At 72.9% G+C, this 23,233-nt stretch carries 20 protein-coding genes; 10 read left to right on the top strand and 10 right to left on the bottom strand.

Annotation, left to right across the window (positions count from 1 at the left end):
• Positions 1-43: 43 nt before the first annotated feature.
• The 5 genes from fabI to Q3W68_RS25730 form a co-directional block, all read right to left on the bottom strand.
• On the bottom strand, positions 44-811 hold the full coding sequence (fabI, locus tag Q3W68_RS25750) for an enoyl-ACP reductase FabI (RefSeq protein ID WP_302907891.1): 768 nt from the start codon (positions 809-811) through the stop codon (positions 44-46).
• Between the two features lie 24 nt (positions 812-835).
• Positions 836-1,540 carry a beta-ketoacyl-ACP reductase gene (gene fabG, locus Q3W68_RS25745; protein WP_120568989.1) on the bottom strand — a complete coding sequence of 235 codons (705 nt, stop codon included), beginning with the start codon at positions 1,538-1,540 and terminating at the stop codon, positions 836-838.
• Between the two features lie 558 nt (positions 1,541-2,098).
• Positions 2,099-3,049, bottom strand: coding sequence for a VWA domain-containing protein (locus Q3W68_RS25740; RefSeq protein ID WP_302907890.1), 951 nt, complete (start codon positions 3,047-3,049; stop codon positions 2,099-2,101).
• Complete coding sequence (locus Q3W68_RS25735; RefSeq protein ID WP_302907889.1) at positions 3,046-3,993, bottom strand: DUF58 domain-containing protein; 948 nt, start codon at positions 3,991-3,993, stop codon at positions 3,046-3,048. The genes Q3W68_RS25740 and Q3W68_RS25735 overlap by 4 nt, the downstream gene beginning before the upstream one ends.
• Positions 3,972-5,078, bottom strand: a complete 1,107-nt coding sequence (locus Q3W68_RS25730) for a MoxR family ATPase (RefSeq protein ID WP_013287375.1) — start codon at positions 5,076-5,078, stop codon at positions 3,972-3,974. Before Q3W68_RS25730 ends, Q3W68_RS25735 begins: the two co-directional genes overlap by 22 nt.
• 254 nt (positions 5,079-5,332) lie before the next feature.
• Here Q3W68_RS25730 and Q3W68_RS25725 point away from each other — a divergent pair, with 254 nt between their 5' ends.
• The 3 genes from Q3W68_RS25725 to Q3W68_RS25715 all read left to right on the top strand — a co-directional run bounded on the left by Q3W68_RS25725 (position 5,333) and on the right by Q3W68_RS25715 (position 7,690).
• Entirely contained in the window at positions 5,333-5,542 is a 210-nt protein-coding gene (locus tag Q3W68_RS25725; RefSeq protein ID WP_302907888.1) for a hypothetical protein, read from the top strand.
• Between the two features lie 73 nt (positions 5,543-5,615).
• The gene (locus tag Q3W68_RS25720; protein WP_302907887.1) at positions 5,616-6,143 is read left to right on the top strand and encodes a PH domain-containing protein; all 528 of its coding nucleotides are present in this window, start codon (positions 5,616-5,618) and stop codon (positions 6,141-6,143) included.
• 251 nt (positions 6,144-6,394) lie between these two features.
• A complete protein-coding gene (locus tag Q3W68_RS25715) occupies positions 6,395-7,690 on the top strand; it encodes a PH domain-containing protein (protein WP_302907946.1) in 1,296 nt (431 codons plus the stop codon).
• 93 nt (positions 7,691-7,783) lie between these two features.
• On the opposite strand, the gene Q3W68_RS25710 is transcribed toward Q3W68_RS25715, so the two are convergent.
• On the bottom strand, positions 7,784-8,851 hold the full coding sequence (locus Q3W68_RS25710; protein ID WP_302907886.1) for a phosphatase PAP2 family protein: 1,068 nt from the start codon (positions 8,849-8,851) through the stop codon (positions 7,784-7,786).
• 114 nt (positions 8,852-8,965) lie between these two features.
• Between Q3W68_RS25710 and Q3W68_RS25705 the strand changes: the two genes are divergently transcribed.
• Positions 8,966-9,370 carry a thioesterase family protein gene (locus Q3W68_RS25705; protein WP_302907885.1) on the top strand — a complete coding sequence of 135 codons (405 nt, stop codon included), beginning with the start codon at positions 8,966-8,968 and terminating at the stop codon, positions 9,368-9,370.
• Complete coding sequence (locus Q3W68_RS25700; RefSeq protein WP_302907884.1) at positions 9,367-10,194, top strand: MBL fold metallo-hydrolase; 828 nt, start codon at positions 9,367-9,369, stop codon at positions 10,192-10,194. Before Q3W68_RS25705 ends, Q3W68_RS25700 begins: the two co-directional genes overlap by 4 nt.
• Before the next feature lie 13 nt (positions 10,195-10,207).
• Here Q3W68_RS25700 and Q3W68_RS25695 read toward each other — a convergent pair whose 3' ends face one another.
• Together Q3W68_RS25695 and Q3W68_RS25690 are read right to left on the bottom strand one after the other, a co-directional pair.
• On the bottom strand, positions 10,208-11,110 hold the full coding sequence (locus Q3W68_RS25695; RefSeq protein ID WP_302907883.1) for an aminoglycoside phosphotransferase family protein: 903 nt from the start codon (positions 11,108-11,110) through the stop codon (positions 10,208-10,210).
• A gap of 7 nt (positions 11,111-11,117) precedes the next feature.
• Positions 11,118-11,627, bottom strand: coding sequence for a MarR family winged helix-turn-helix transcriptional regulator (locus Q3W68_RS25690; protein WP_302907882.1), 510 nt, complete (start codon positions 11,625-11,627; stop codon positions 11,118-11,120).
• Positions 11,628-11,709: 82 nt separating this feature from the next.
• Here Q3W68_RS25690 and Q3W68_RS25685 point away from each other — a divergent pair, with 82 nt between their 5' ends.
• A complete protein-coding gene (locus Q3W68_RS25685; RefSeq protein WP_302907881.1) occupies positions 11,710-12,936 on the top strand; it encodes a multidrug effflux MFS transporter in 1,227 nt (408 codons plus the stop codon).
• A 79-nt stretch (positions 12,937-13,015) separates the two neighbouring features.
• On the opposite strand, the gene Q3W68_RS25680 is transcribed toward Q3W68_RS25685, so the two are convergent.
• Complete coding sequence (locus Q3W68_RS25680) at positions 13,016-13,945, bottom strand: carbohydrate kinase (RefSeq protein ID WP_302907880.1); 930 nt, start codon at positions 13,943-13,945, stop codon at positions 13,016-13,018.
• Positions 13,946-14,273: 328 nt separating this feature from the next.
• On the opposite strand from Q3W68_RS25680, the gene Q3W68_RS25675 reads away from it, so the two are divergent.
• Positions 14,274-15,410, top strand: a complete 1,137-nt coding sequence (locus tag Q3W68_RS25675) for a lytic polysaccharide monooxygenase (RefSeq protein ID WP_302907945.1) — start codon at positions 14,274-14,276, stop codon at positions 15,408-15,410.
• A 60-nt stretch (positions 15,411-15,470) separates the two neighbouring features.
• Here the strand turns inward: Q3W68_RS25675 and asnB are convergent, their stop codons facing one another.
• A complete protein-coding gene (gene asnB / locus Q3W68_RS25670) occupies positions 15,471-17,432 on the bottom strand; it encodes an asparagine synthase (glutamine-hydrolyzing) (protein ID WP_302907879.1) in 1,962 nt (653 codons plus the stop codon).
• 113 nt (positions 17,433-17,545) lie between these two features.
• Between asnB and Q3W68_RS25665 the strand changes: the two genes are divergently transcribed.
• From Q3W68_RS25665 to Q3W68_RS25655, 3 genes are all read left to right on the top strand, one after another.
• The gene (locus tag Q3W68_RS25665) at positions 17,546-19,021 is read left to right on the top strand and encodes an aminopeptidase P family protein (protein ID WP_302907878.1); all 1,476 of its coding nucleotides are present in this window, start codon (positions 17,546-17,548) and stop codon (positions 19,019-19,021) included.
• 266 nt (positions 19,022-19,287) lie between these two features.
• Positions 19,288-21,045, top strand: a complete 1,758-nt coding sequence (locus Q3W68_RS25660; RefSeq protein ID WP_302907877.1) for a hypothetical protein — start codon at positions 19,288-19,290, stop codon at positions 21,043-21,045.
• Positions 21,046-21,331: 286 nt separating this feature from the next.
• A complete protein-coding gene (locus Q3W68_RS25655; protein ID WP_302907876.1) occupies positions 21,332-23,209 on the top strand; it encodes a hypothetical protein in 1,878 nt (625 codons plus the stop codon).
• Positions 23,210-23,233: the final 24 nt, after the last annotated feature.

Raw genomic sequence — 23,233 nt, 5'->3', positions numbered from 1 at the left:
CCTCCTATGCACGAGGCGTTAAGAAGGGGCCCTTCCTTACACCTCAGGCGCCGATGGCGTGGTAGCCGCCGTCGACGTGGACGATCTCGCCGGTGGTGGCCGGGAACCAGTCGGACAGCAGCGCCAGGCAGGCCCGGGCGGCGGGCTCCTGGTCGGTCAGGCTCCAGCCCAGCGGGGCCCGCTCGGTCCAGGCGTCCTCGAACTGGTCGAAGCCGGGGATGGACTTGGCCGCGATGGTCCGCAGCGGGCCGGCCGCGACCAGGTTGCTGCGGATGCCCTGCTTGCCCAGGTGCAGCGCCAGGTAGCGGGAGGCGGACTCCAGCCCGGCCTTGGCCACGCCCATCCAGTCGTAGACCGGCCACGCCTTCGTGGCGTCGAACGTGAGGCCCACCACGGCGCTGCCGGCGGACATCAGCGGCAGCGCGGCCATCGCGAGGGACTTGTACGAGTAGGTGGAGACCTGGAGCGCGGTGGCCACGTCCGCCCAGGGGGCGTCGAGGAAGCCGCCGCCGAGGCAGCTCTGCGGGGCGAACCCGATCGAGTGCACGACGCCGTCCAGGCCGTCGACGTGCTCGCGTACCTTGTCGGCCAGCCCGGCCAGGTGTTCCTCGTTGCTGACGTCCAGCTCGATCACGGGCGCCGGCTCGGGCAGCCGCTTGGCGATCCGCTCCACCAGGGAGAGGCGGCCGTAGCCGGTGAGCACGACCTGGGCGCCGTTCTCCTGGGCGAGCTTCGCCACCGAGAAGGCGATCGACGCGTCGGTGATGACGCCGGTGACAAGCAGCCGCTTACCGGCGAGAAGTCCGGACATTGCGTGTCTCCTCCGTGCTCTTGCTCAGTGACCCATGCCGAGGCCGCCGTCGACCGGGATGACGGCGCCGGTGACGTATCCCGCCGCGTCCGAGGCGAGCCAGGTGACGACGCCCGCGACCTCGTCCGGGGTGGCCATCCGGCCGGCCGGGATCGACTTGCGGATCTCGGCCTTGCGCTCCTCGGGCAGGCCGGCGGTCATGTCGGTGTCGATGAAGCCGGGCGCCACCACGTTCGCGGTGATGTTGCGGGTGCCCAGCTCGCGGGTGATCGAGCGGGCCACGCCGACCAGGCCGGCCTTGCTGGCCGCGTAGTTGACCTGGCCCGCGCCGCCGGAGAGTCCGACCACCGAGGAGATGAAGATCATCCGCCCCCACCGGCCGCGGAGCATCTTCGTCGAGGCCCGCTTGGCGACCCGGAACGAGCCGGTCAGGTTGGTGTCGAGGACGCGGGCGAACTGCTCCTCGGACATCCGCATGATCAGCGTGTCGTCGGTGATGCCGGCGTTGGCGACCAGCACCTCCACCGGGCCGAGTTCGGCCTCGATCGCGGTGAACGCGGCGTCGACCGACTCGGCGTCGGTCACGTCGCACCGCACGCCGAACAGGCCCTCCGGGGCTTCCCCGCTGCGATAGGTGACCGCCACCCGGTCGCCCTGCTTGGCGAACGCCTGCGCGATGGCCAGGCCGATCCCCCGGTTCCCGCCGGTCACCAGCACGGTTCGGGCCACGGATCCCCCTCTGCTCCAGTGATCTCTCGGTCGGTCGGAGCCTAGGGGTTACCGACAGGTAAGCGCTAACCCGCGCAGGTCACAGCGCCGCGCCGACCGGGGTCCGCGGGACCGGCGGCCGCGCGCGCGACACCCGCACCCCCGGTGTACGATCACCGGGTCTGCGGGCCGCTCTGCGCCCGCGTTCCGGGCCCCGCCGACCGACAGGAGGTGATCGCTGTGCGAGATAGCGATCCTCCCAGTCGTGGCCGGGCCCACAGTCAGCTCCGCTGAGCCACGGCTCGGTCGACGCGGCTGACCCGCTTCCCGCCCTCCGCACCGCATCCGCTCTCCGGCGACACCTGCCGGGGTGGCCCTGCCGCGCGGCGGAGCACCCGGTCACGACTTCGTGCGCGTACGCCCCGACCCCCACGGCCCCTCCCGGGCCGACTGTCGCCACGGAGCACACCCATGAGCCGTTACGCCGCCCCGCTGGGCTTCACCCTCGCCGCCGTCTGGGTGGCCGTCCTGTTCGTGCTGGCCGGCGGCGGTCACTGACCACCGCCGGCCGGTTCCGGCTCACACCAGCCGGGACGTCCAGAGCAGACTCAGCCCGCCCGCGCACAGGGCCAGCAGCAACGCGATCCCCGCGTACCACTGGGTGATCTCGCGCGGCTCGGTCCGGTAGCCGATCGAGCTGCCCATGTCCTGGTAGACCTGCTTCAGCTCGCTGGCCGACGCGGCCTCGTAGAAGAAACCCTGCGTGGTCTCCGCGAGCTGGGACAGCGCCGTGCGGTCCACCGGCACCCGCTGGAGCTGGCCGCCGATGTCGACCTGCCCGGAGTCGGTGCCGAACGCGATGGTGGACACCGGCACGTTCGCCGCCTGCGCCGCCGCGGCGGCCTCCTCGACCGAGCGGCCCGACGTGCGGTAGCCGTCGGACAGCAGCACGATCCGGGCCGGCGGGATGCCGGCGGCGCCGTCGGCCGGCACCGAGCGGATCGCCTCCAGGCAGGTGAACACCGCCTCGCCGGTGGCTGTCGCCTCGGCCAGCACCAGCCCGTCGATCGCGGTGGTGACGGCGGCCCGGTCCTTTGTCGGCGGCACCAGCACGTTCGCCGACTTGGCGAACGAGACGAGCCCCAGGTTGTAGCTCTGCGGCAGCTCGCCGACGAACTGCTTGGCCGCCTCCTGCGCCGCCTCCAGGCGGTTCGGCGACACGTCGTCGGCCTGCATCGACAACGACACGTCGATGGCGAGCATCACGGTGGCCCGCTCCAGCGGCTCACGGGTGTCGATCGCCGGCCGGGCCAGGCCGGTCGCCAGCACCAGCAGGCAGAGCAGGAACGCGGTCGCCGCGACGTGCCGCCGCCAGCCCAGCCCCTTCGGCGCGACGGTACGCAGCAGGTCGACGTTCGTGAACCGCAGCGCGTACTGCCGGCGGTGCAGCTGCCGCCAGACGTACGCGGCGGCGAGGGCGAGCACCGGCAGCACTGCGAGCAGCCACCACGGTTGCAGAAAACGGATCATCGAGTCGTCCCCCGGGTGCGGGCGTGCCGCTGCGCGGCGACGAAACGCACCATGTCCAGCAGCCAGTCTCGGTCGGTACGCAGGCGCAGGTGGGCCGCGCCCGCGGCGCGCAGCTCGGCCGCGATCGCCCCGCGCTGGGCGGCCGCCGCCTCGGCGTACCGGCGGCGCAGGCCCGGGTCCGCGGTCTGCACCTCGTGCAGCTCACCGCTCTCCGGGTCGACCACCGGCAGCACCCCCACGTCGGGCAGTTCCAGTTCCCGCGGATCGACCACCTCGACGGCCAGCACGTCGTGGCGGACCCGCAGCTTACGCAGCGGCCGCCCCCACTGCTGCGGCGGCGCGAGGAAGTCGGAGATCACCACCGCCACGCCGCGCCGCCGGGGCGGCCAGTTGAGCATGTCGACGAGCGCGCCGAGGTCGCTGCGGCCGGGCCGGATCTCGGCGCCGGCGACCGCCCGCAGCAGCCCCTGGGCCTCCTTGCGGCCGGAGCGGGCGGGCAGCCGCAGCATCGTCCCCGGCCCGCCGGTGCCGACCACCGCGCCGATCCGGTTGCCGCCCCGCACCGTGAGGTGGGCCAGCGCGGCGACCGCGGCCACCGCCACGTCCCGCTTGAGCCACCGCCCGGTGCCGAAGTCCAGGCTGGCCGACATGTCGACGGCCAGCCACGTCTCCAGTTCACGGTCGGCCACCGTACGCCGCACGTGTGGCGTGGTGGTGCGGGCGGTGACCGGCCAGTCCATCCGGCGCACGTCGTCGCCGGGCCGGTACTCCCGGGACTCCCCCGCCTCGCTGCCCGGTCCGGGCAGCAGCCCGGCGTAGTCGCCCTGGAGCAGCCCGTCCAGCTTGCGGGTGACCATGAGCTGGAGCCGGGCCAGCGCGGCCCCGGAGCGGTCCCCGGTGGCACTCAGCGGGGTGGGCGGGGTCACGGCCGCTGCCCGGGCCATCCGTTGTGCGGCACTGCCGGCGGCGGTGGCGTGGCCTGCTGGCGGGGCGCGACGGCGGGCAGCGGGATGGTCGACATCACCCGGTGCACGATGTGGTCGGCCGGTACGTCGTCGGCGAGCGCGTCGTAGCTGAGCACCAGCCGGTGACGCAGGATGTCCGGCGCGATGTCCTGCACGTCCTGCGGCAGCGCGTAGTCCCGGCCGCGCAGCAGCGCCAGCGCGCGGGTGGCCCGGACCAGGCCGAGGGAGGCGCGCGGGCTCGCGCCGTACTGGATGAGCTGGGCCACGTCGGGCATGCCGTGCTCGGCCGGGGCCCGGGTGGCGAGCACCAGCCGGACGGCGTAGTCGACGAGCGCGTTGTGCACGAACACCTGGTCGGCCTTGTGCTGGAGCGCGACCAGGTCCGGGGTGTCGAACACCCGGGCCGGCTCGGGCGGTGCCACGCCCATCCGGTAGACGATCTCGCGCTCCTCGGCGTCCGTCGGGTAGCCCACGACGATCTTCATGAGGAACCGGTCCCGCTGCGCCTCCGGCAGCGGGTAGACGCCCTCCTGCTCGATCGGGTTCTGGGTGGCCATGACCAGGAACGGGTCCGGCACCCGGTGGCTCTCGCCGCCGATGGAGACCTGCCGCTCGCTCATCACCTCCAGCAGCGCCGACTGCACCTTTGCCGGCGCGCGGTTGATCTCGTCGGCGAGCAGGAAGTTGACGAAGACCGGGCCCAGCTCGACGTCGAACTTCTCGCTGGACTGCCGGTAGATCCGGGTGCCCATGATGTCGGCGGGCACCAGGTCGGGGGTGAACTGGACCCGGGCGAACGAGCCGCCGACGACCCGGGCCAGGGTCTCCACGGCGAGCGTCTTCGCCACACCCGGCACGCCCTCCAGCAGGCAGTGACCCCGCGCGAGCAGCGCGACGAACATCCGCTCGACCATCCGGTCCTGGCCGACGATCACCCGCTTGGTCTCGAACAGCGCCCGCTCCAGCAGCGTGGCGTCCTGTGCCGGGGTGGTGCCCGCCGGGGGCGGCGCGTCCGGCGCCACCTCGGTCGGGTTCGGCACGTCGGGTGTGGTCGGCTGGGCCACCGGTCCTCCACAGCAGGGTCGTCGTCGCGGCGTGGTGCGTATCAAGACTGTCATGCCTCGCTGAGAGCCGAGGGTGGGAGAGGCACGATTTTCGCCGCGCCGTCCGGCCACGCCGTCCCGCCGCGCGGGAAACGCTGAACACGGGTGGACAACAAGGGGTCCGCCGTGTGTACGATTCACCCCGTCGCCGGGCGGCTCCCCCCGTGGCCGCCCGGCGCTAAAACTCCCGGCGTGCGGCCTCTAGACTCGCCCCGGTGACGACTCCCACCACCCCGGACGAGACGCTGATCTGCTCGGCGCGGGGGTGTCGCGCACCCGCCGCCTACCAGCTCCGCTGGCACAATCCCCGCCTGCACGCGCCCGACCGGCGCAAGACGTGGCTGGCCTGCCCGGACCACCGGGTCTCCCTCGGTGACTTCCTCGACGCACGCGGCTTCCTCCGCGAGGTGGTCGCGCTTCCCTGATCGCCTACGCTCGAAGCGTGAGCGAGCAGACGACCCCAGCACGTACCGGCGGCGAGCACGGCAGGTCCTCCCGGTGAGCGGTGACGGCCCCGCCGGCCTCCCGCCCGCCTCGCGCAGCGCGTTGGAGCCCTGGCCGGACACGGTCCGCTGGCAGCCGATCTCCCGCGACCTGATCTGGGTGGAGCTGATCCGGCTCGGCATCGGGCTGGCGGTGGCGCTCGTGGTGCTCGGCGTGGCCTGGGCGATGTCCGGGCACTGGCTGCTCGGCGCCGCCGTCGGCGGGGCGCTGCTGCTGGGCGTCTGGCGGTCGGTCACCATCGTGCGCGCGGTCCGCGCCTGGGGGTACGCCGAGCGCGACGACGATCTGCTCGTGCGGCACGGCCTGCTGGTGCGGCGGCTGTCAATCGTGCCGTACTCGCGGATGCAGTTCGTCGATGTGAGCGCGGGTCCGCTGGAGCGCGCCTTCGACCTCGCCACCGTGCAATTGCACACGGCCGCCGCCGCGAGCGACGCCCGGGTGCCCGGGCTGCGCCCGGCCGAGGCGTCCCGGCTGCGCGACCGGCTCACCGCGCTGGGCGAGGACCGGGCGGAGGGCCTGTGAGCGAACGGAGCGACTCCGGCGCCCCGCCGCCCCACGACGACCGGCCCCAGCCGACCCCCGGACCACCGCCCGGATACGGACCACCGCACGGATACGGACCACCTCCCGGGTACGGACCGCCTCCCGGGTACGCGGCGACGCCCGGTCCCGACGCGACGCCCGGGCCGTGGCCCGCGCCGCTGCCGCCGTACCCGGGACCGTGGGGTCCGTCCGCCGGGCCGCCCGCGGGCGGCGAGGAGCCCCGGCAGCGGCTGCACCCGCTCAGCCCGGCGCTGCACGGCGCGAAGTCGCTGGTCGTGGTGATCGCCGGGCTCTCCTGGTCGACGCTGTCGCGCGTCGGGTTCGGCTGGTTCGCGGTGCTGGTCACCGTCTTCGTGCTCGGCGCCACGGTGCTGTCGGTGGTGAGCTGGTGGAACACCGGCTACCACCTGGTGGGCCGCGAGCTGCGCGTGTACGAGGGCCTGCTGTGGCGGCGTACCCGGGCCATCCCGCTGGAGCGGCTGCAGGCGGTGGAGGTGGTCCGGCCCCTGCTGGCCCAGCTCACCGGCCTGGCCGAGCTGCGGCTGGAGGTGGTCGGCGGGGGCAAGACCGAGGCGCCGCTGGCGTACCTCAGCGTGGCCGAGGCCACCGCGTTGCGGCAGCGGCTGCTCGCGGTGGCCGGTCGTTCCGCACCGGCGCCGGCCCCGGTGGCCGAGCCCGGCGCGCCGGTCGCGCCGCCCGTCCCGGAGGGGCGCCGGCTGCACGCCGTCCGCAACCAGGACCTGCTGGTCAGCCAGTTGCTCACGCCGCAGGCGTTCCTGCTGCCGCTGGGCCTGGTGTTCGTCGGCGCCCAGTTCCTCTCCGAGGGCTCGTGGTCGTTCATCGCGGTGGCCAGCACGCTCACCGCGATGGCCGGCGTGGTGCTGCAGCCGATCCGCCGGGTGCTCGACGACTGGAGCTTCCGGCTCGACCGGGACGACGGCACGCTGCGCGTGCACAACGGGTTGCTGGAGACGCGGGTGCAGACCGTGCCGCTGCACCGGGTGCAGACAGTACGGGCGACCTGGCCGCTGCTGTGGCGGATGAAGGGATGGTTGCGGCTGCGGCTGGAGGTGGCCGGCTATTCGGCCGGTGAGCCGGACGACCGCAACCGCCCGGACCGGCTGCTGCCGGTCGGCGACGCGGGCACCGGCGCGATGGTCGTGGCGGAGGTGCTGCCCGGCGTGCGGCTGGACGCGCTGCCCGCCACGCCGCCCCCGTCGCGGGCCCGGTGGCTGCGCCCGCTGAGCCGCAAGGTGGTCGGCGCCGGTCTCGACGAGCAGGTCTTCGTGGCCCGCTCCGGGCTGCTGACCCGGCAGTTGACGCTGGTGCCGTACGCCCGGATCCAGAGCGTGCGCGTCACCCGCGGTCCGGTGCAGCGGCTGCTGCGGCTCGCCACCGTGCACGCGGACACCGCCGGTGGGGCCGGGGCGGCGGCCGTCGACCGGGACCTGGCCGACGCGTGGGAGCTGGCCGCGGAGCTGACCGAGCGGTCGCGGGCGGCCCGCCGGACCGACAACGACCGCTGACCACCGGGGGGCCGCGGCGCCCCGACGGCGGCCCGGCGACGACGACGGACCGGCGACGACGGCGGACCGGCCGCCCGTGGCGGCGGCGCGGGTCTACCGGCGCTCGGCGGGCACCGCGTCCCGGTCGTCGGCGGCCCGGTCCGGGGTGTCGGCAGCGGTGTCGTCGGCGGCCGGCGCCCCGGCGGCGACGGCGGGCTCGCCGGCCCGCCGGGCCCGCCGCGCCGCCCACCAGCGCTCGGCCAGGCCGACCACCAGGAACGTCATGCCCACGTACGCCCAGCCGACGAGCACGTCGATCAGGTAGTGCTCGCCGCTGTACATCAGCGTGAACGTCATGGCCAGCGGGTACGCGAGCATCAGCGGCCACCAGCGCTTACGCACCGACCGCATGAAGAACAGCACCACGAACAGCGCGAACGCGGTGTGCAGCGACGGCATCGCGGCCACCGGGTTGGAGGCGATCTGCCCGGCGTTGAGCAGGTTGCCCGCGCCGTGCATGCCGATCTCCTTCCAGCCCCGGGTGGAGATCCGCGCGACCTCGGTGAGCAGGCCGTTCTGCGCCGCCCACCACGGCGGCGCCGCCGGATAGGCGAAGTAGGTGACCAGTCCGGCCGCGCACAGGAAGCCCCAGCGGGACATGTACGCGATCCAGCGCTGCCGGTTACGCATCCACAGCACTGCGGCGGCGGCGAACGTCGCCACGAAGTGCGAGAAGTAGATCCAGCTCACCAGCACGTCCCACCAGCGCACCTCGGACGCGTCGTACAGGCGCTCCTGAAGCCAGATGGTCGGCACCTCGCCCCCGGTGAGCCACCCGGTGAGGAAGCGGTCGGCGACGATCAGCTCCATGGCGTGCGGGGTGGCGCCGTTGTCGGCGAACCCCCGGGACAGGTTGTACGCGGCGAGCAGCAGCACCACCGGGATCCAGTCCCGGGCGAACCGCAGGTGGCTGCGCCACGGGCGGGCCGAGTTCCACGCGATCGTGCCGGCCCAGATCCACAGGAACGCGTACGCCGGGTCGGTGGGCAGGCCGATGGCGAGCCAGGCGACGACGAACGCGACGCCCCAGATGGTCATCGCGATCACACGGCGGCGCCCACCGTCGGGCGACTCGGTGGTCGCGTCGGGGGCGGGGGTCGGAGATTGTGTCAGCTCGGCCATCGCGGACAAGGTTAACGGCGGGCGACCGGCGGGCCTGCGGGCGGGCGGCGACGACGGACGGGCGGCGGCTCGGACGCCGGACGGCCGCGGGTCGGCTGCACTAGGCTCGGCCGCATGCAGGAGCAGCCGGAGCCGCCCTTCACGCCGGGCCTGACCGCCCGGGTCGAGCTCACAGTGACCGACGCCGACACCGCGCAGGCGGTCGGCTCCGGGGACGTGCCGGTGCTCGGCACACCCCGGGTGCTGGCGCTGGCCGAGGCGGCGACGGTGGCCGCCACAGCGACCCGGATGCCGTCCGGGTCCACCACCGTCGGCGTACGGGTGGAGCTGGAGCACCGCGCGGCCACCCCGGTGGGGCGTACCGTGGCGGCCCACGCCGAGCTGGTGAAGGTCGACGGGAAGCGGCTCGTCTTCGACGTGACGGTCATCGACGGGCCCACAGTGGCGGCGCAGGGGCGCGTCGAGCGGGCGCTGGTCGACCGGCAGCGCTTCGTCGAGCGGGCCCTCGGCCCGTCATGACCGCCGGTTTCACGGAGGTCGCCGCCGGGGTGCACGTGAGACGTGAGCCGGTGCTCGCGGTGAACGTCGTGCTGGTGGTCGGCGACGGCGCGGCGCTGCTCGTCGACACGCTCTCCACCGCCGGGCAGGCCCGGGAGCTGGCGGAGGCGGCACGGGCGGTGACGCCGTACCCGTGGACGATCGTGAACACGCACCACCACTTCGACCACTGCTTCGGCAACGCCACGCTGGCCGGGCCGGAGACCGCGATCTACGCGCAGGCCCAGGCCGCGGCGGCGCTGCGCGACCGGTCCGACGCGGTGCGGCGCGCCGCGTACGAGGAGATGCGCGCCGGGCATCCGGCGCTGGCCGAGGAGCTGGCGCAGACCGAGCTGCGGGCGCCGACGCACGAGGTGCACGAGGAGACGGTGCTCGACGTGGGCGGCCGGCGGGTGCTGCTGCGCCATCCCGGCCACGGGCACACCGACGCCGACCTGGTGGTGCACGTGCCCGACGCGGACGTGCTGGTCGCGGGTGACCTGGTGGAGCAGAGCGGACCGCCGGCGTTCGAGGAGTCGTACCCCCTGAGGTGGCCGGACGCGCTGGCCGACCTGCTGCGGATGACCACGCCCGCGACGGTGGTGGTGCCCGGCCACGGCGAGCCGGTCGGCGTGGACTTCGTCCGCGAGCAGCACGCGCAGCTCGCGCGGCAGGCGTGGCTGATCCGCGCCGGGCACACCGGCAGCGCCCCGCCGGAGCGGGTGGCGGCCGAGTCGCCGTTCGGCGCCCGGCCGGGCCTGGTCGCTGCCCGCCGCGGCTACGCGGAGCTGGACGGCACTGCGTGACCGGCCGCCGAGCTCAGTCGACGTCGGCGAGGATCTCGCGCAGACGGTTGCGGCACTCGGCGACGAACGCCGGGAACGTGTCCCAGTAGTAGGAGACGCCGCTGGCCGCCACCCCGAGCGCCCACGCGCGGGCCCGCGCCCAGGTCACGTCGTCCACGCCGAGCGCCTCCCGGTAGGCGTGCCGGGCCTGCGGCGGGAGATCCCAGATCGGCGCGTGTTCGGCGTCCGGGTGGCCGACGGTCAGGCCGCCGAAGTCGATGACCGCCCGCAGCCGGCCGTCGTGCACGAGCAGGTTGGTGGGCTTGAGGTCGCCGTGCAGCCAGACGTGCGGCCCGGCCGGTTCGGGCAGGGTGAGGGCGTCCCGCCAGAGCCGGACCAGGGTGTCGACGTCCGTCTCGTCGCCGATCCGGCTGCGGCAGTCGTCGAGCGCCGCGGAGATCCAGGTGTCGCAGGGACGCAGCGCGCCGCCGCGGTATCCGCTCAGGTCGCCCGCGCGGGTCGCGCCGAGCAGGTCGGCCGCGTGCAGACGCCGGACGAACACGGCCAGGTCGGCGCCGAGGGCGGCCCAGTCCTCCACCGTGCCGGGCCGGACCTCGTCACCCGGTATCCACCGCTGCACCGACCACGGCAGCGGGAAGGCGTCGGCCGGAACGCCGGCGTACACCGGCTCGGGCACCCGGTACGGCAGCAGCGGCGCGAGCCGGGGCAGCCACCGCTGTTCCTTGCGCAGGGCGCCGGCCTTCTCCGCGGTGCGCGGCAGCCGGACGAGCAAGTCGGCGCCGAGCCGGTACATCGTGTTGTCGGTGCCGGCGCCCGCCGGCGTCAGCGGCAGCGCGGCCCACTCCGGGCGCTGGTCGGTCAGCAGCGCCCGGACGACCGCCTCGTCCACGGGTATCTCGTCCTGGTGCAGGGCCATCCGGTGATCATGCGGGGCGGGCCGGGGCGACGGCCACCGGGTTTCCGGCGACCCGTCCGGGCGGTTCCGGCCGGGCGTGCTCCCGCAGGGCGCCGAGCAGCGCGTCGAGGTGCGGGGCGGCGGCCAGGATGGCCGCCCGCGCCGCCGGATCCAGCTCGGCCAGTGCCTCGCCGAGCAGCGCGGCGCGGTGTGCCTCGTAGTCCTCCATCCGCGCCCGGGCGGCCTCGGTCACGTGCAGCCGGACCACCCGCCGGTCGTCGGGGTCGCGGTCACGGGCCAGCAGCCCGGCGTCGGTGAGGTCGCGGACCAGCGTGCTCACCGTGTTGGGCGCGGTGCAGAGGCGCCGGGCCACCTCCTTGCCGCTGATCCCCGGCGTCTCGCGGACCAGCAGGAGCAACTCCACCTGCGCCTCGGGCAGCGGGTCACGTCGGACACGCGCCCCGGTCCGCCGGCGCAGGAGCCGGTGCAGCTCCCCCACGACCGCGCCGACGCGTGCGACCTGCTCGTTCGTCGCCACGGGGTCACCCGCCTCACATCGCAATAGTTCTGACTACAGATGTAAGGTACCCGAGCAGACCGGATCCAGGGGGTACCCACTCGTGAGCAACGCCGCGCCGACCGCCGCGCGCCCGACCACCGACCGTACCGCCGCCTCCACCGGCGGCGTGACGCTGCTGGTGCTGCTGGGCGCGCTCACCGCCATCGGCCCGCTGTCGCTGGACATGTACCTGCCGGCGTTCCCGGCCATGACCCGCGACCTCGGAGCCGACCAGGCCGGCATCCAGCTCTCGCTGACCACCTGCCTGATCGGCCTGGCCCTGGGCCAGCTCGTCACCGGCCCGCTCAGCGACCGCTGGGGGCGCCGCCGTCCGGTGCTGGTGGGCGTGGTCGCGTACACAGTGCTGGCGCTGGCGTGCGCCGCGGCGCCGAACGCCCCGCTGCTGGCCGCCGCACGGTTCGCCCAGGGCGTCGCCGGCGGCATGGGCGTGGTGGTCGCCCGCGCTGTGGTCCGCGACCTCTACTCCGGCCGGGACGCCGCGAAGTACTTCTCCCGGCTCACACTGGTCTTCGGGGTGGCGCCGGTGGCGGCGCCCGGCGTGGGCAGCCTGGTGCTGCGGTTCGGCTCGTGGCGGGCCGTCTTCGTGACGCTCGCCGTCATCGGGGCGGTGCTCGCCGTCGCGGTTGCGCTGCGCCTGCCGGAGACGCTGCCGGCCGAACGCCGCAGCGCCGGCGGCCTGGGGGCGACCGTGCGGACCATGCGGTCGCTGCTCGCCGACCGGGTCTACCTCGGGTACGCGCTGACGCAGGGCTTCGCGTTCGCCGGGCTGTTCGCGTACATCTCCGGGTCGTCGTTCGTGTTCCAGGACGTCTTCGGCGTCTCCGCGGGGGTGTTCAGCGTCATCTTCGGCGTCAACGCGCTCGCCCTGGTGGCCACCGGGCAGGCCAACGCCCGGCTGCTCGACCGGTTCACCCCGCGCCGGCTGCTGGTCACCACGCTCGTGGTCGGCCTGGTCACCGCGGTCGGCGTGCTGACCGGCGCGCTGGCGGGCAGCCTGGCCGTGACGGCGGTGGCGCTGTTCGCCTTCGTCGGCTCGCTCGGCATGGTGATGCCGAACAGCACCGCGCTGGCGCTGGACGCGCACGCCCGGCACGCGGGCACCGCAGCCGCGCTGATGGGCGGCATCCAGTCGGTGGTGGGCGCGCTGGCCGCGCCGCTGGTCGGGCTCGGCGGCGAGGGCAGCGCGCTGCCGATGGCTGTGGTCCTGGCCGGCGCCGCGTTCCTGTCCCTGACCGCCGTCCTGACGATGACCCGCACGCGCTCCTGAACTCGCCCGCCGCACGTGGCGGCGGGTGTGAAGAAGGGGCCCCTTCTCTACCTGAGGCGTTAAGAAGGGGCCCTTCCTTTCACGGGAAGCGGGTGGACACCGCGGTGCGGGTGGGCATGGCGGTGGCGCCGCCGGGCGACTCGCACACCACCGCCGCCACCCGCAGCGCGAACGCGACCCGCTCCCGCCAGCTGGCCGGGTCGACCGGCTCACCGGCAGCCAGCAGGTCGGCCACCAGCGCGCCCATCACCGAGTCCCCCGCGCCTGTCGCGTCCACCGCGTCCACCTTCGGCGCGGGTACGCGCACCACGTCGTCGGCGGCCGCGACCAGGGCGCCGTCCGCGCCCAGCGTGACCACGACGGTGCTCGCGCCCAGTTCCCGCAGGTACGCGGCGACGCCCTCGACCGGCTCGTCCGGGTAGAGCACCCGCGCGTCGGCGGCGCTGAGCTTGACCAGGTGTGCCCCGGCCGCGAACTCGGCGACCACCGCCCGCAGCCCGTCCAGCGCGCCCGGCGCGGTCAGCAGGCGGGGCCGCACGTTCGGGTCGAACACCCGCAGCCCGCCCGCGATCGACCAGGCGCGCCGGGCGGCGGCCAGCACCGGCGGGTCGAGCAGCACGATCGAGCCGCAGTAGAGCACGTCCGCGCCCTCGACCAGCGCCACGTCCAGGTCGTCCGGGCCGAGCAGCGCGTACGAGCGGGGTTCGCCGTAGAAGCGGAAGTCCGGCTCCGCACCGGCGAACGTGGCCACCGCCAGCGCGGTCGGGGCCGGGACCGTCACCGTCCCGCTCACGTCCACGCCGGCATCGGTGAGGAACGCGCGGATCCGTCCGGCCAGCGCGTCGTCGCCGAGCGACCCGACGAACCGCGCGTCCCCGCCGAGCCGGGCGATCGCCACCGCCACGTTGAGCGGTCCCCCGCCGATCGCCTGCCGGTAGACGGGCTCTCCGTCGTGCTCGGCGTCGAGCAGGTCCACAAGCGCCTCGCCGAGCACCACCGCGTACCCCATCCTGGCTCCCCTCGTCGTCCTCCCCCGATCCTGGCGCATGCCGGTGCCACCGCGCGCCGGGACCTGGGCATCGAGCAGGGCCTATTGCGGGCCGCGCCCGGACGTGGTGGGATGGCGGTGCCGGGTGACGGCGCGGGGGCTGCCGCGCCACCGGCCGCCGGGTCGATCAGACGCGAGGGCATCCACGGTCCGTGGGCAACGGACCGCAGACGGTGCGCGCCCGTCGACGGCCCCGGCCGCACGCTGACCGGGCGCGGGCACCGCGATCGTCGCATCCGCTCGTCCCAGCGGGGCGGGCCGAACCGGGCCACGCTCCGCGAGTCAGGAGATCCCCGTGCACCGATCCCGTACGGCCGCGTTGCTCACCGCGGCCGCCACCCTGGCCCTGGGCGCGTTCGCCCTGGCCACCAACTCCGGACCGGCGGCCGCGCACGGCGCGGCCATGACGCCGGGCGCCCGCACCTACCTGTGCTGGAAGGACGGCCTCACCGGAACCGGTGAGATCCGGCCGAACAACCCCGCCTGCTCGTCGGCGGTGGCCGAGAGCGGGGCGAACTCGCTGTACAACTGGTTCAGCGTGCTGCGCTCCGACGCCGGCGGGCGGACCGTCGGGTACATCCCCGACGGCAAGCTGTGCAGCGGCGGCAACCCCGGCTTCAGCGGGTACGACGCGGCGCGCACCGACTGGCCGGTCACCCACCTGACGGCGGGCCGGTCGATCGAGTTCCGGTACAGCAACTGGGCCCACCACCCGGGCACGTTCTACTTCTACGTGACCAAGGACAGCTGGAGCCCGAACCGGCCGCTGGCCTGGAGCGACCTGGAGGAGCAGCCGTTCCTGCAGGTGACCAACCCGCCGCAGCGCGGCGCTGTGGGCACCAACGACGGCCACTACTACTTCACCGGCAACCTGCCGTCGAACAAGAGCGGCCGGCACATCATCTACTCGCGCTGGGTCCGCTCGGACAGCCAGGAGAACTTCTTCGGCTGCTCCGACGTGACGTTCGACGGCGGCAACGGCGAGGTGACCGGGATCGGCTCGGGCGGCAGCAACCCCCCGACGACCGCGCCGCCGACCACCGCGCCGCCGACGACCGCTCCCCCGACCACCGCGCCGCCGACCACTCCTCCGCCGGTGACGAGCAGCCCGACCATGCCGTCCGGCTCCTGCATGGCGGTGTACAAGGTGGTCAGTGCCTGGGGCGGCGGCTTCCAGGGCGAGGTTACGATCATGAACCACAGCACCCGGACGTACTCCGGGTGGACCGCGAACTGGACCTGGCCCAGCGGCCAGACCATCAACCAGGTGTGGAACGGCACGTTGAGCGGCAGCGGGGCGTCGGTGAGCGTCTCCAACGCCGCCTACAACGGCAGCGTCCCGCCGGAGGGCACCACCACGTTCGGCTTCACCGCGAACTTCTCCGGCACCAACTCCCTGCCGACAGTCACCTGCACCGGTCGCTGATCACGCACTGAGAAGGGCCCCCGGGAGACATCCCGGGGGCCCTTCCTCGTCACGCTCGGGTCAGCGGACCATGCTGCCGACGACCGGCTTGGTGAGCAGCGCGGACTGGTTGCGCTGGATGCCGGGGTCGAGCGTCTTGGCCACGAAGATGGCGTGCCAGATGCAGAAGATCAACACCGTCCACACCTTGCGGGAGTGGTCGGCCTCCTCCCGCTTGTGCTCGTCCAGCAGGCGCAACGCGTACGACAGGTCGATCAGATCGCCCGCGCCCGAGGTGGACAGCACGTGCCGCGCCCACTCGTACATCTCGCCGCGCAGCCAGACCCGGGTCGGGGTCGGGAAGCCCAGCTTCTTGCGGTTGACGATGGCCGGCGGCACGACGCCCTGCAGCGCCTGGCGCATCGCGTACTTGGTGGCCTCGGAGCGGGGCGGCAGCTTCAGGTCGACCGGGATGCCGGCGGCGACGTTGAACACCTCCCGGTCCAGGAACGGCACCCGCACCTCCAGCGAGTGCGCCATCGAGATCCGGTCGGCCTTGACCAGGATGTCGCCGCGCAGCCAGGTGTAGAGGTCGACGTACTGCATCTTGGTGACGTCGTCCAGCTCGGTGCACTCGGCGTAGATCGGCGCGGTCACGTCGGTGTAGCGCACCGAGGGGTCGTAGCGGCGCAGCAGGTGCTGCTTCTCCTCCTCGGTGAACATCCGGGCGTTGCCGTAGTAGCGCTGCTCGATCGGGGTGGTGCCGCGCTCCAGGAAGCTCTTGCCCTTGACCCCCTGCGGGATCGCCTTGGACACCGCGCGCAGGCCCTTCTGCACGCCGTCGGGCAGGCTGTTCACCGCGTTGAGCGACAGCGGCTCCCGGTAGATCGTGTAGCCGCCGAAGAACTCGTCCGCGCCCTCGCCGGAGAGCACCACGGTGACGTGCTCGGCGGCCTTCTTCGCCACGAAGTAGAGCGGCACCAGCGCCGGGTCGGCGACCGGGTCGTCGAGGTGCCAGACGATCTTCGGCAGCGCGTCGATCATGTCCTGCGGCCCGATCTTGGTCGGGATCGTGGTCACGTCGAGGTGCCGGGCCGAGTCCTGGGCCACGTCGATCTCGGAGTAGCCGGGCACGTCGTAGCCGACGGTGAAGGTGAGGATGTTCGGGTTGAACTCGCGGGCCAGCGCCACCACGGCGGTGGAGTCGATGCCGCTGGACAGGAACGAGCCGACCGGCACGTCCGAGCGCATGTGCATCCGTACGCTCTCGCGCAGCGTCTCCCGGATGTCGTGGTAGAGCCGCTGCTCGTCCGAGACCGGGGCCGGGCGGAACACCGGGCGGTACCAGCGGCGCACCTCGATCCGGCCACCAGGGGTCCAGGTCAGGTACTCACCCGACCCGATCCGGCTGATCCCCTTGTGCAGCGTGCCCGGCTCCGGGACGTACTGCAGCGTCAGGTAGTGACTCAGGTTGGCGGTGTCGATGCCCGCGTCGCCCTGGTACGCCGAGTGCGCGAACGGCAGCAGCGCCTTCTTCTCCGAGGCGAGGTAGAGGCCGTCCTGGGTCTGGAGGTAGTGCAGCGGCTTGATGCCGAAGTAGTCCCGCGCGCCGAAGGCCCGCCGCTCCTGCCGGTCCCAGATGACGAACGCGAACATGCCGCGCAGCTTGGTGAGCACCTGCTCACCCCAGTAGTGGTAGCCGGCGACGATCACCTCGCCGTCGCCGTTGGTGGCGAACTGGGCGCCGTAGTCGCGGATCAGCTCGTCGCGCAGCTCGATGTAGTTGTAGATCTCGCCGTTGAAGGTGAGCAGGTAACGCCCGCCCGCGTAGGGCAGGGGCTCGTGGCTCAGCGCCACGTCGATGATCGCCAGGCGCTTGTGCGCGAACACGCCGTCCGCGTACCGGCCGGAGGCGTCGCCGACCACCTCGACCCCTGTCTCGTCCGGGCCGCGGTGGTGCAGGCACTCCAGTGCGCCGGCGATGTTGTCGCGGTGGGCGGCGGCGTCGCCGCGCGCGCTGAAGAAGGCCAGGAGTCCGCACATGGTCGCCATCTTTCCACGCGCCGGAAGCCGTCGTCGCGGCACCGCAGGCACCTCCCGCTGTCGTGCGCGCGGTACCGTCGGGACCAGCGACGAGGCTCAGGGAGGGGCGGATCATGGCCGAGGAGCGGACCGGGCAGGGCAAGGCGGCGGACGGCACGGAGTCGCACGACCCGGATTTCCCGGAGGCGTTCCTGTCGTTCATGCGGCAGGGCTGGCGGGACACCGAACTGCCGGTCACCCCGCGCCCGGAGGTGCCCAACCACGCCAAGCGGCGGGCCGCGCTGGCCGAGGCCTTCCCGGGCGAGACGCTGGTCATCCCCACCGGCAACGAGAAGGTACGCGCCAACGACACCGACCACCGGTTCCGGCCGGGCAGCGACTTCGCGTACCTGACCGGCGACCTGGAGCCGGACAGCGTCCTGGTGCTGCGGCCGGGCGGCGAGTCCACGCTGTTCATGCGTCCCCGCTCGTCCCGGGCGACCGACGAGTTCTTCCGCAGCCGCCACGGAGAGCTGTGGGTGGGCCGCCGGCCGACGCTGCGGGAGAAGTCCACCGAGCTGGGCCTGCCGACCGCCGACCTGAGCGAGCTGGACGCGGCGCTGGCCGAGCTGGCGCCGGGACGTACCCGTGTGCTTCGCGGTTTCGACGCCCGGGTCGACGCCGCAGTGCGTCAGTACGACGGCGCGCGCGCCGAGGGTCAGCCCGGCCGCGACCGGGAGCTGGCGATCGCAATCGCCGAGCTGAAGCTGGTCAAGGACGAGTGGGAGATCGCGCAGCTCCAGGAGGCGTGCGACGCCACGGTGCGCGGCTTCGAGGACGTGGCACGGGCGCTGCCGGCCGACCGCGGGGTCTCCGAGCGGCTGCTGGAGGGCGTCTTCGCGCTGCGCGCCCGGCACGACGGCAACGACGTGGGCTACGGCTCGATCGTCGGAGCCGGCGAGCACGCCACGATCCTGCACTGGGTGCACAACCACGGCGCGACCCGTCCGGGTGAGCTGCTGCTGATGGACATGGGCGTGGAGAACCGCAACCTCTACACCGCCGACGTGACGCGGGTGTTCCCGGTCGACGGGCGGTTCACGCCGTTGCAGCGCCAGGTCTACGACGCGGTGTACGCCGCGCAGCAGGCCGGCATCGAGATGTGCCGGCCCGGCGTGGCTTTCCGGGACGTGCACCTGGCCTCGATGCGGGTGCTGGCCGAGGCGCTGAAGGACCTCGGGCTGCTGCCGGTGAGCGTGGACGAGGCGATGGACCCGGCCTCCACCGTCTACCGGCGGTGGACGCTGCACGGCACCAGCCACATGCTCGGCCTCGACGTGCACGACTGCGCCAACGCGCGCAAGGAGACCTACCGGGAGGGGCCGCTCGGCGAGGGATACGTGCTCACCGTCGAGCCGGGGCTCTACTTCCAGCCGGAGGACGAGCTGGTCCCCGAGGAGCTGCGGGGCATCGGCGTGCGGATCGAGGACGACATCCTGGTCACCGCCGACGGCCCGGTGAACCTGTCGGCCGGGCTGCCGCGCGCCTCCGCCGAGGTGGAGACCTGGCTGGCCGAACAGCGTGAGGCGGGCCCCCGCCTGCCGGGCTGATCCCCGCGGGCCGCGATCTCCGGCGGGCCCCACCACCGCGCCTCTACGGCAGGTGGTGGGGCCCGCCGCCGTCTGGGCGTTTCCCGTCCTGCTCACGTGGTTGGTCACGGACCGCCGATCGTGGGAGGAATGCGGGCTTTTTTCGGATACGTCTTCCTCGCGAGGAACCTTCTCATACGGTGCTGATCAGAGGCTACAACCGGTTTGTAGCTGGTCGCCCGGCCTGGGGCGGTGCGACCCGTTTGGGAAGAACCGAAAGGGCTCTCATGTCGAACGACGTAACGACACCCGACGGCGGCGCGCCGATGGCGCCCCCGCCGCGGACGAGCAAGCGGCGGGCGCTCTGGGTCGCCACCGGCGTGGCCGGGCTGACCGGCGTCGTCGGGCTGGCGGCGCTCGGCGGTCTCGCCGCCCGCGACGACAAGTCCGGCACCGAACCGGTGGCGGAGAACCACGCCGCCGCGCCGCAGAACGCCGCCGACGACTCCCGCGCCGAGGGCGGCGAGAAGGGCGAGGACGGGTACGGCAAGGACGGCAAGGACCGTGGCCAGGAAGGCCGCGACCATGGCGAGTGGGGCCCGGACAAGGGCGAGTACGGCAAGGACGGCAAGGACGGCCACGGCAAGACCCGCGAGGTCGCCTGCGACGACGACGCCCTGGTCGACGCCCTCGAACTGGCCAACCGCGACCACGGCGGCACCCTGAAGCTCGCCGAGAACTGCACCTACGAACTCGGCGTCAAGGACCGCAAGTTCGGCTCCGCCCTGCCCGAGATCAAGCAGGACGTCACCATCAAGGGCAACGGCTCCACCATCAAGCGCGACGCCGAAGACACCTTCCGCATCTTCCGCGTCGCCGACGGCGGCGACCTCACCCTCAAGGACCTCACGGTCAAGGGCGGAAACGCCAACGAGTTCAAGTACCCCGGACCGTCGGTGCCGAAGGCGGCCGGACCGGACGGCAAGGACGACGACAAGCGGGTCGAGGGCGACGGCGGTGCGCTCCTGGTCGAGCGCGGCGGCAGCGCGCACCTGCACAACGTCAAGCTGGTCGACAACAACGCCGAGGGCGACGGCGGTGCCGTCGCCAACTACGGCCGCACCTGGCTCAAGGACAGCAAGGTCGTCAACAACCACGCCCAGGGCGACGGCGGCGGCGTCTACAACGAGGGCATCCTCAAGGTCGAGGAGACCCACGTCGACGACAACACCGCAGGCGGCAACGGCGGCGGCATCGCCAACGGCAGCGGTGCGCACCACGACGGGCCGATCGACCTGGCCTCGGCCGCGAAGGCCGACAAGGGCGAGCACGGCAAGCACCAGGCGGGCACCGTCGAGATCACCGGGGCGTACGAGGGCAAGGACGCCTCGCTGAGCACGCTGAGCCACAACCGGGCGGGTCGCAACGGCGGTGGCCTGTTCAGCAGCGGCGGCTGGGTCACGGTCTCGTTCACCGCGATCGGCGGCAACGTCGCCTGCGAGAACGGTGGTGGCGTCTACGCGGAGAACACCGACCTGCTGCTGGAGAAGGTCCACGTGGCCGGGAACCACGCCGACGGCAACGGCGGTGGTGTGGTGACGACCGGCGGGCGGGACTGGTCCGGCAACGGCGCCGAGAAGGACGGCCTCGCGGGGAGCGCCACGATCGCCGACAGCGCCGTGGTGGACAACACGGCCGGCCGGTTCGGCGGCGGCATCTACAACGGCGAGTGGCTCATCAAGATCGAGGACGGCTTCCTCGCCCGCAACCACGACAAGGACGACAACGCCACCCTCACCATCCGCGACACCGACATCAAGGGCAACACCGCCCTCAACGGCGGCGGCATCTTCAACAACAAGGCGAAGATCACCCTGACCAAGACCCACGTCACCAAGAACACCGCCACCGACTCCAGCAAGCTCCACCGCGTGGCCGGCGGCGTCCTCAACAACGAAGGACGAGTCAAGCTCGACGACAACTCCCTCATCAGCAACAACGACCCCACCAACTGCGCCAACACCGTCGAGGACTGCTTCAACTGACGGAACCACCACATAACCGGGGAGCCCTCCTCGCGCCACGGCGCGAGGAGGGCTCCCACCCCGGACGTGGCCCTACTGGCCGTGGTGTCCCCCGCCGGGGCATCCGGGCCGCACTGCGCCCGCCCATCCCACCCGCACCCTTATGCGGGTTTTTTTCGTGTATGGCCACGAGGCGAAGAAGGTTCTCATACGGTCGTCTTCAGCAGCTACAACCGATTTGTAGCGAAGGCCGCCTCGCCAGGGCGAAGCGACCTTGTCAGGTACAAGGAGAGGGCAGAGAGCTCCGATGTCCAACTACCTTCGCAATAACGATGACGCCACCAGCAAGACCATCTCCCCGCTCCGGCGTCGCCGGATGTGGCTCGCCACCGGCGTTGTGGGCCTGACCGGAGCGGTCAGCCTCGCCGGCGTGGCCTACGCGACCACCGGTGCCACCGGCCCGCACCGGCTCGCCGACGTCAAGTGGTCGACCACGCAGCAGCTCAGCGACGGCGACCACGGCGACAAGGGCGAGTACGGCAAGGACGGTTACGACCAGGACGGTTACGACAAGGACGGGTACGGCAAGGACGGCAAGGACCGTGGCCAGGAAGGCCGCGACCATGGCGAGTGGGGCCCGGACAAGGGCGAGTACGGCAAGGACGGCAAGGACGACCACGGCAAGACCCGCGAGGTCGCCTGCGACGACGACGCCCTGGTCGACGCCCTCGAACTGGCCAACCGCGACCACGGCGGCACCCTGAAGCTCGCCGAGAACTGCACCTACGAACTCGGCGTCAAGGACCGCAAGTTCGGCTCCGCCCTGCCCGAGATCAAGCAGGACGTCACCATCAAGGGCAACGGCTCCACCATCAAGCGCGACGCCGAAGACACCTTCCGCATCTTCCGCGTCGCCGACGGCGGCGACCTCACCCTCAAGGACCTCACGGTCTCCGGCGGCAACGCCAACGAGTTCAAGTACCCGGGTGGCGGGGCTCCCGGTGGCGGCCAGCCGCCGGCTGCCGCTCCGGCGGTGGCGGCCCCGGCCGCGGCCCCGGCTGTCGCGGCTCCGGCCGCGGCGACCACCGCAGCCGCTGCCACGCCGGTCGCCGACGGCGGCATGAACGGCGGCAAGGACGACGACAAGCGGGTCGAGGGCGACGGCGGCGCGCTGCTCGTCGAGCGCGGCGGCAGCGCCTACCTGGACAACGTCAAGCTGGTCGACAACAACGCCGAGGGCGACGGCGGTGCCGTCGCCAACTACGGCCGCACCTGGCTCAAGGAGAGCAAGGTCGTCGACAACCACGCCCAGGGCGACGGCGGCGGCGTCTACAACGAGGGCATCCTCAAGGTCGAGGAGACCCACGTCGACGACAACACCGCAGGCGGCAACGGCGGCGGCATCGCCAACGGCAGCGGCCTGTCCGGTGGGCACGGTCCGGCGGCCTCGGCCGCGCCGAAGGGCTACGACAAGAAGGGCAAGCACCACGAGGCCGGGATCGTCGAGATCTACGGTTCCGACCACGGCAAGGACGGCGTCAAGTCGAGCCTGTCGGACAACCGCGCCGGCAAGAACGGTGGCGGCCTGTTCAGCAGCGGCGGCACCGTGACGGTGTCCTTCACCGCGATCACGGGCAACACCGCCTGCGAGAACGGTGGCGGTGTCTACGCCGAGAACACGGACCTCGACCTGGACAAGGTGCACGTCGCCAAGAACCACGCCGACGGCGACGGCGGCGGTGTCGTGGTCACCGGCGGCAAGCACTGGGGCTACCCGAACGACAAGGAGCACGCCAGCGCCACGATCGCCGACAGCAAGATCGTCGACAACACCGCCAACCGGTTCGGCGGCGGCATCTACAACGGCGAGTGGCTCATCAAGATCGAGGACGGCTTCCTCGCCCGCAACCACGACAAGGACGACAACGCCACCCTCACCATCCGCGACACCGACATCAACGGCAACACCGCCCTCAACGGCGGCGGCATCTTCAACAACAAGGCGAAGATCACCCTGACCAAGACCCACGTCACCAAGAACACCGCCACCGACTCCAGCAAGCTCCACCGCGTGGCCGGCGGCGTCCTCAACAACGAAGGACGAGTCAAGCTCGACGACAACTCCCTCATCAGCAACAACGACCCCACCAACTGCGCCAACACCGTCGAGGACTGCTTCAACTGACCTGACGGCCCGGGGTACGCGACC

The sequence above is a fragment of the Micromonospora sp. C28ISP2-4 genome, assembly GCF_030519385.1.
Lineage (GTDB): Bacteria > Actinomycetota > Actinomycetes > Mycobacteriales > Micromonosporaceae > Micromonospora > Micromonospora tulbaghiae.
The sequence above is the reverse complement of the archived record's forward strand: the minus strand, read 5'-3'. Positions and strand labels throughout refer to the sequence as shown.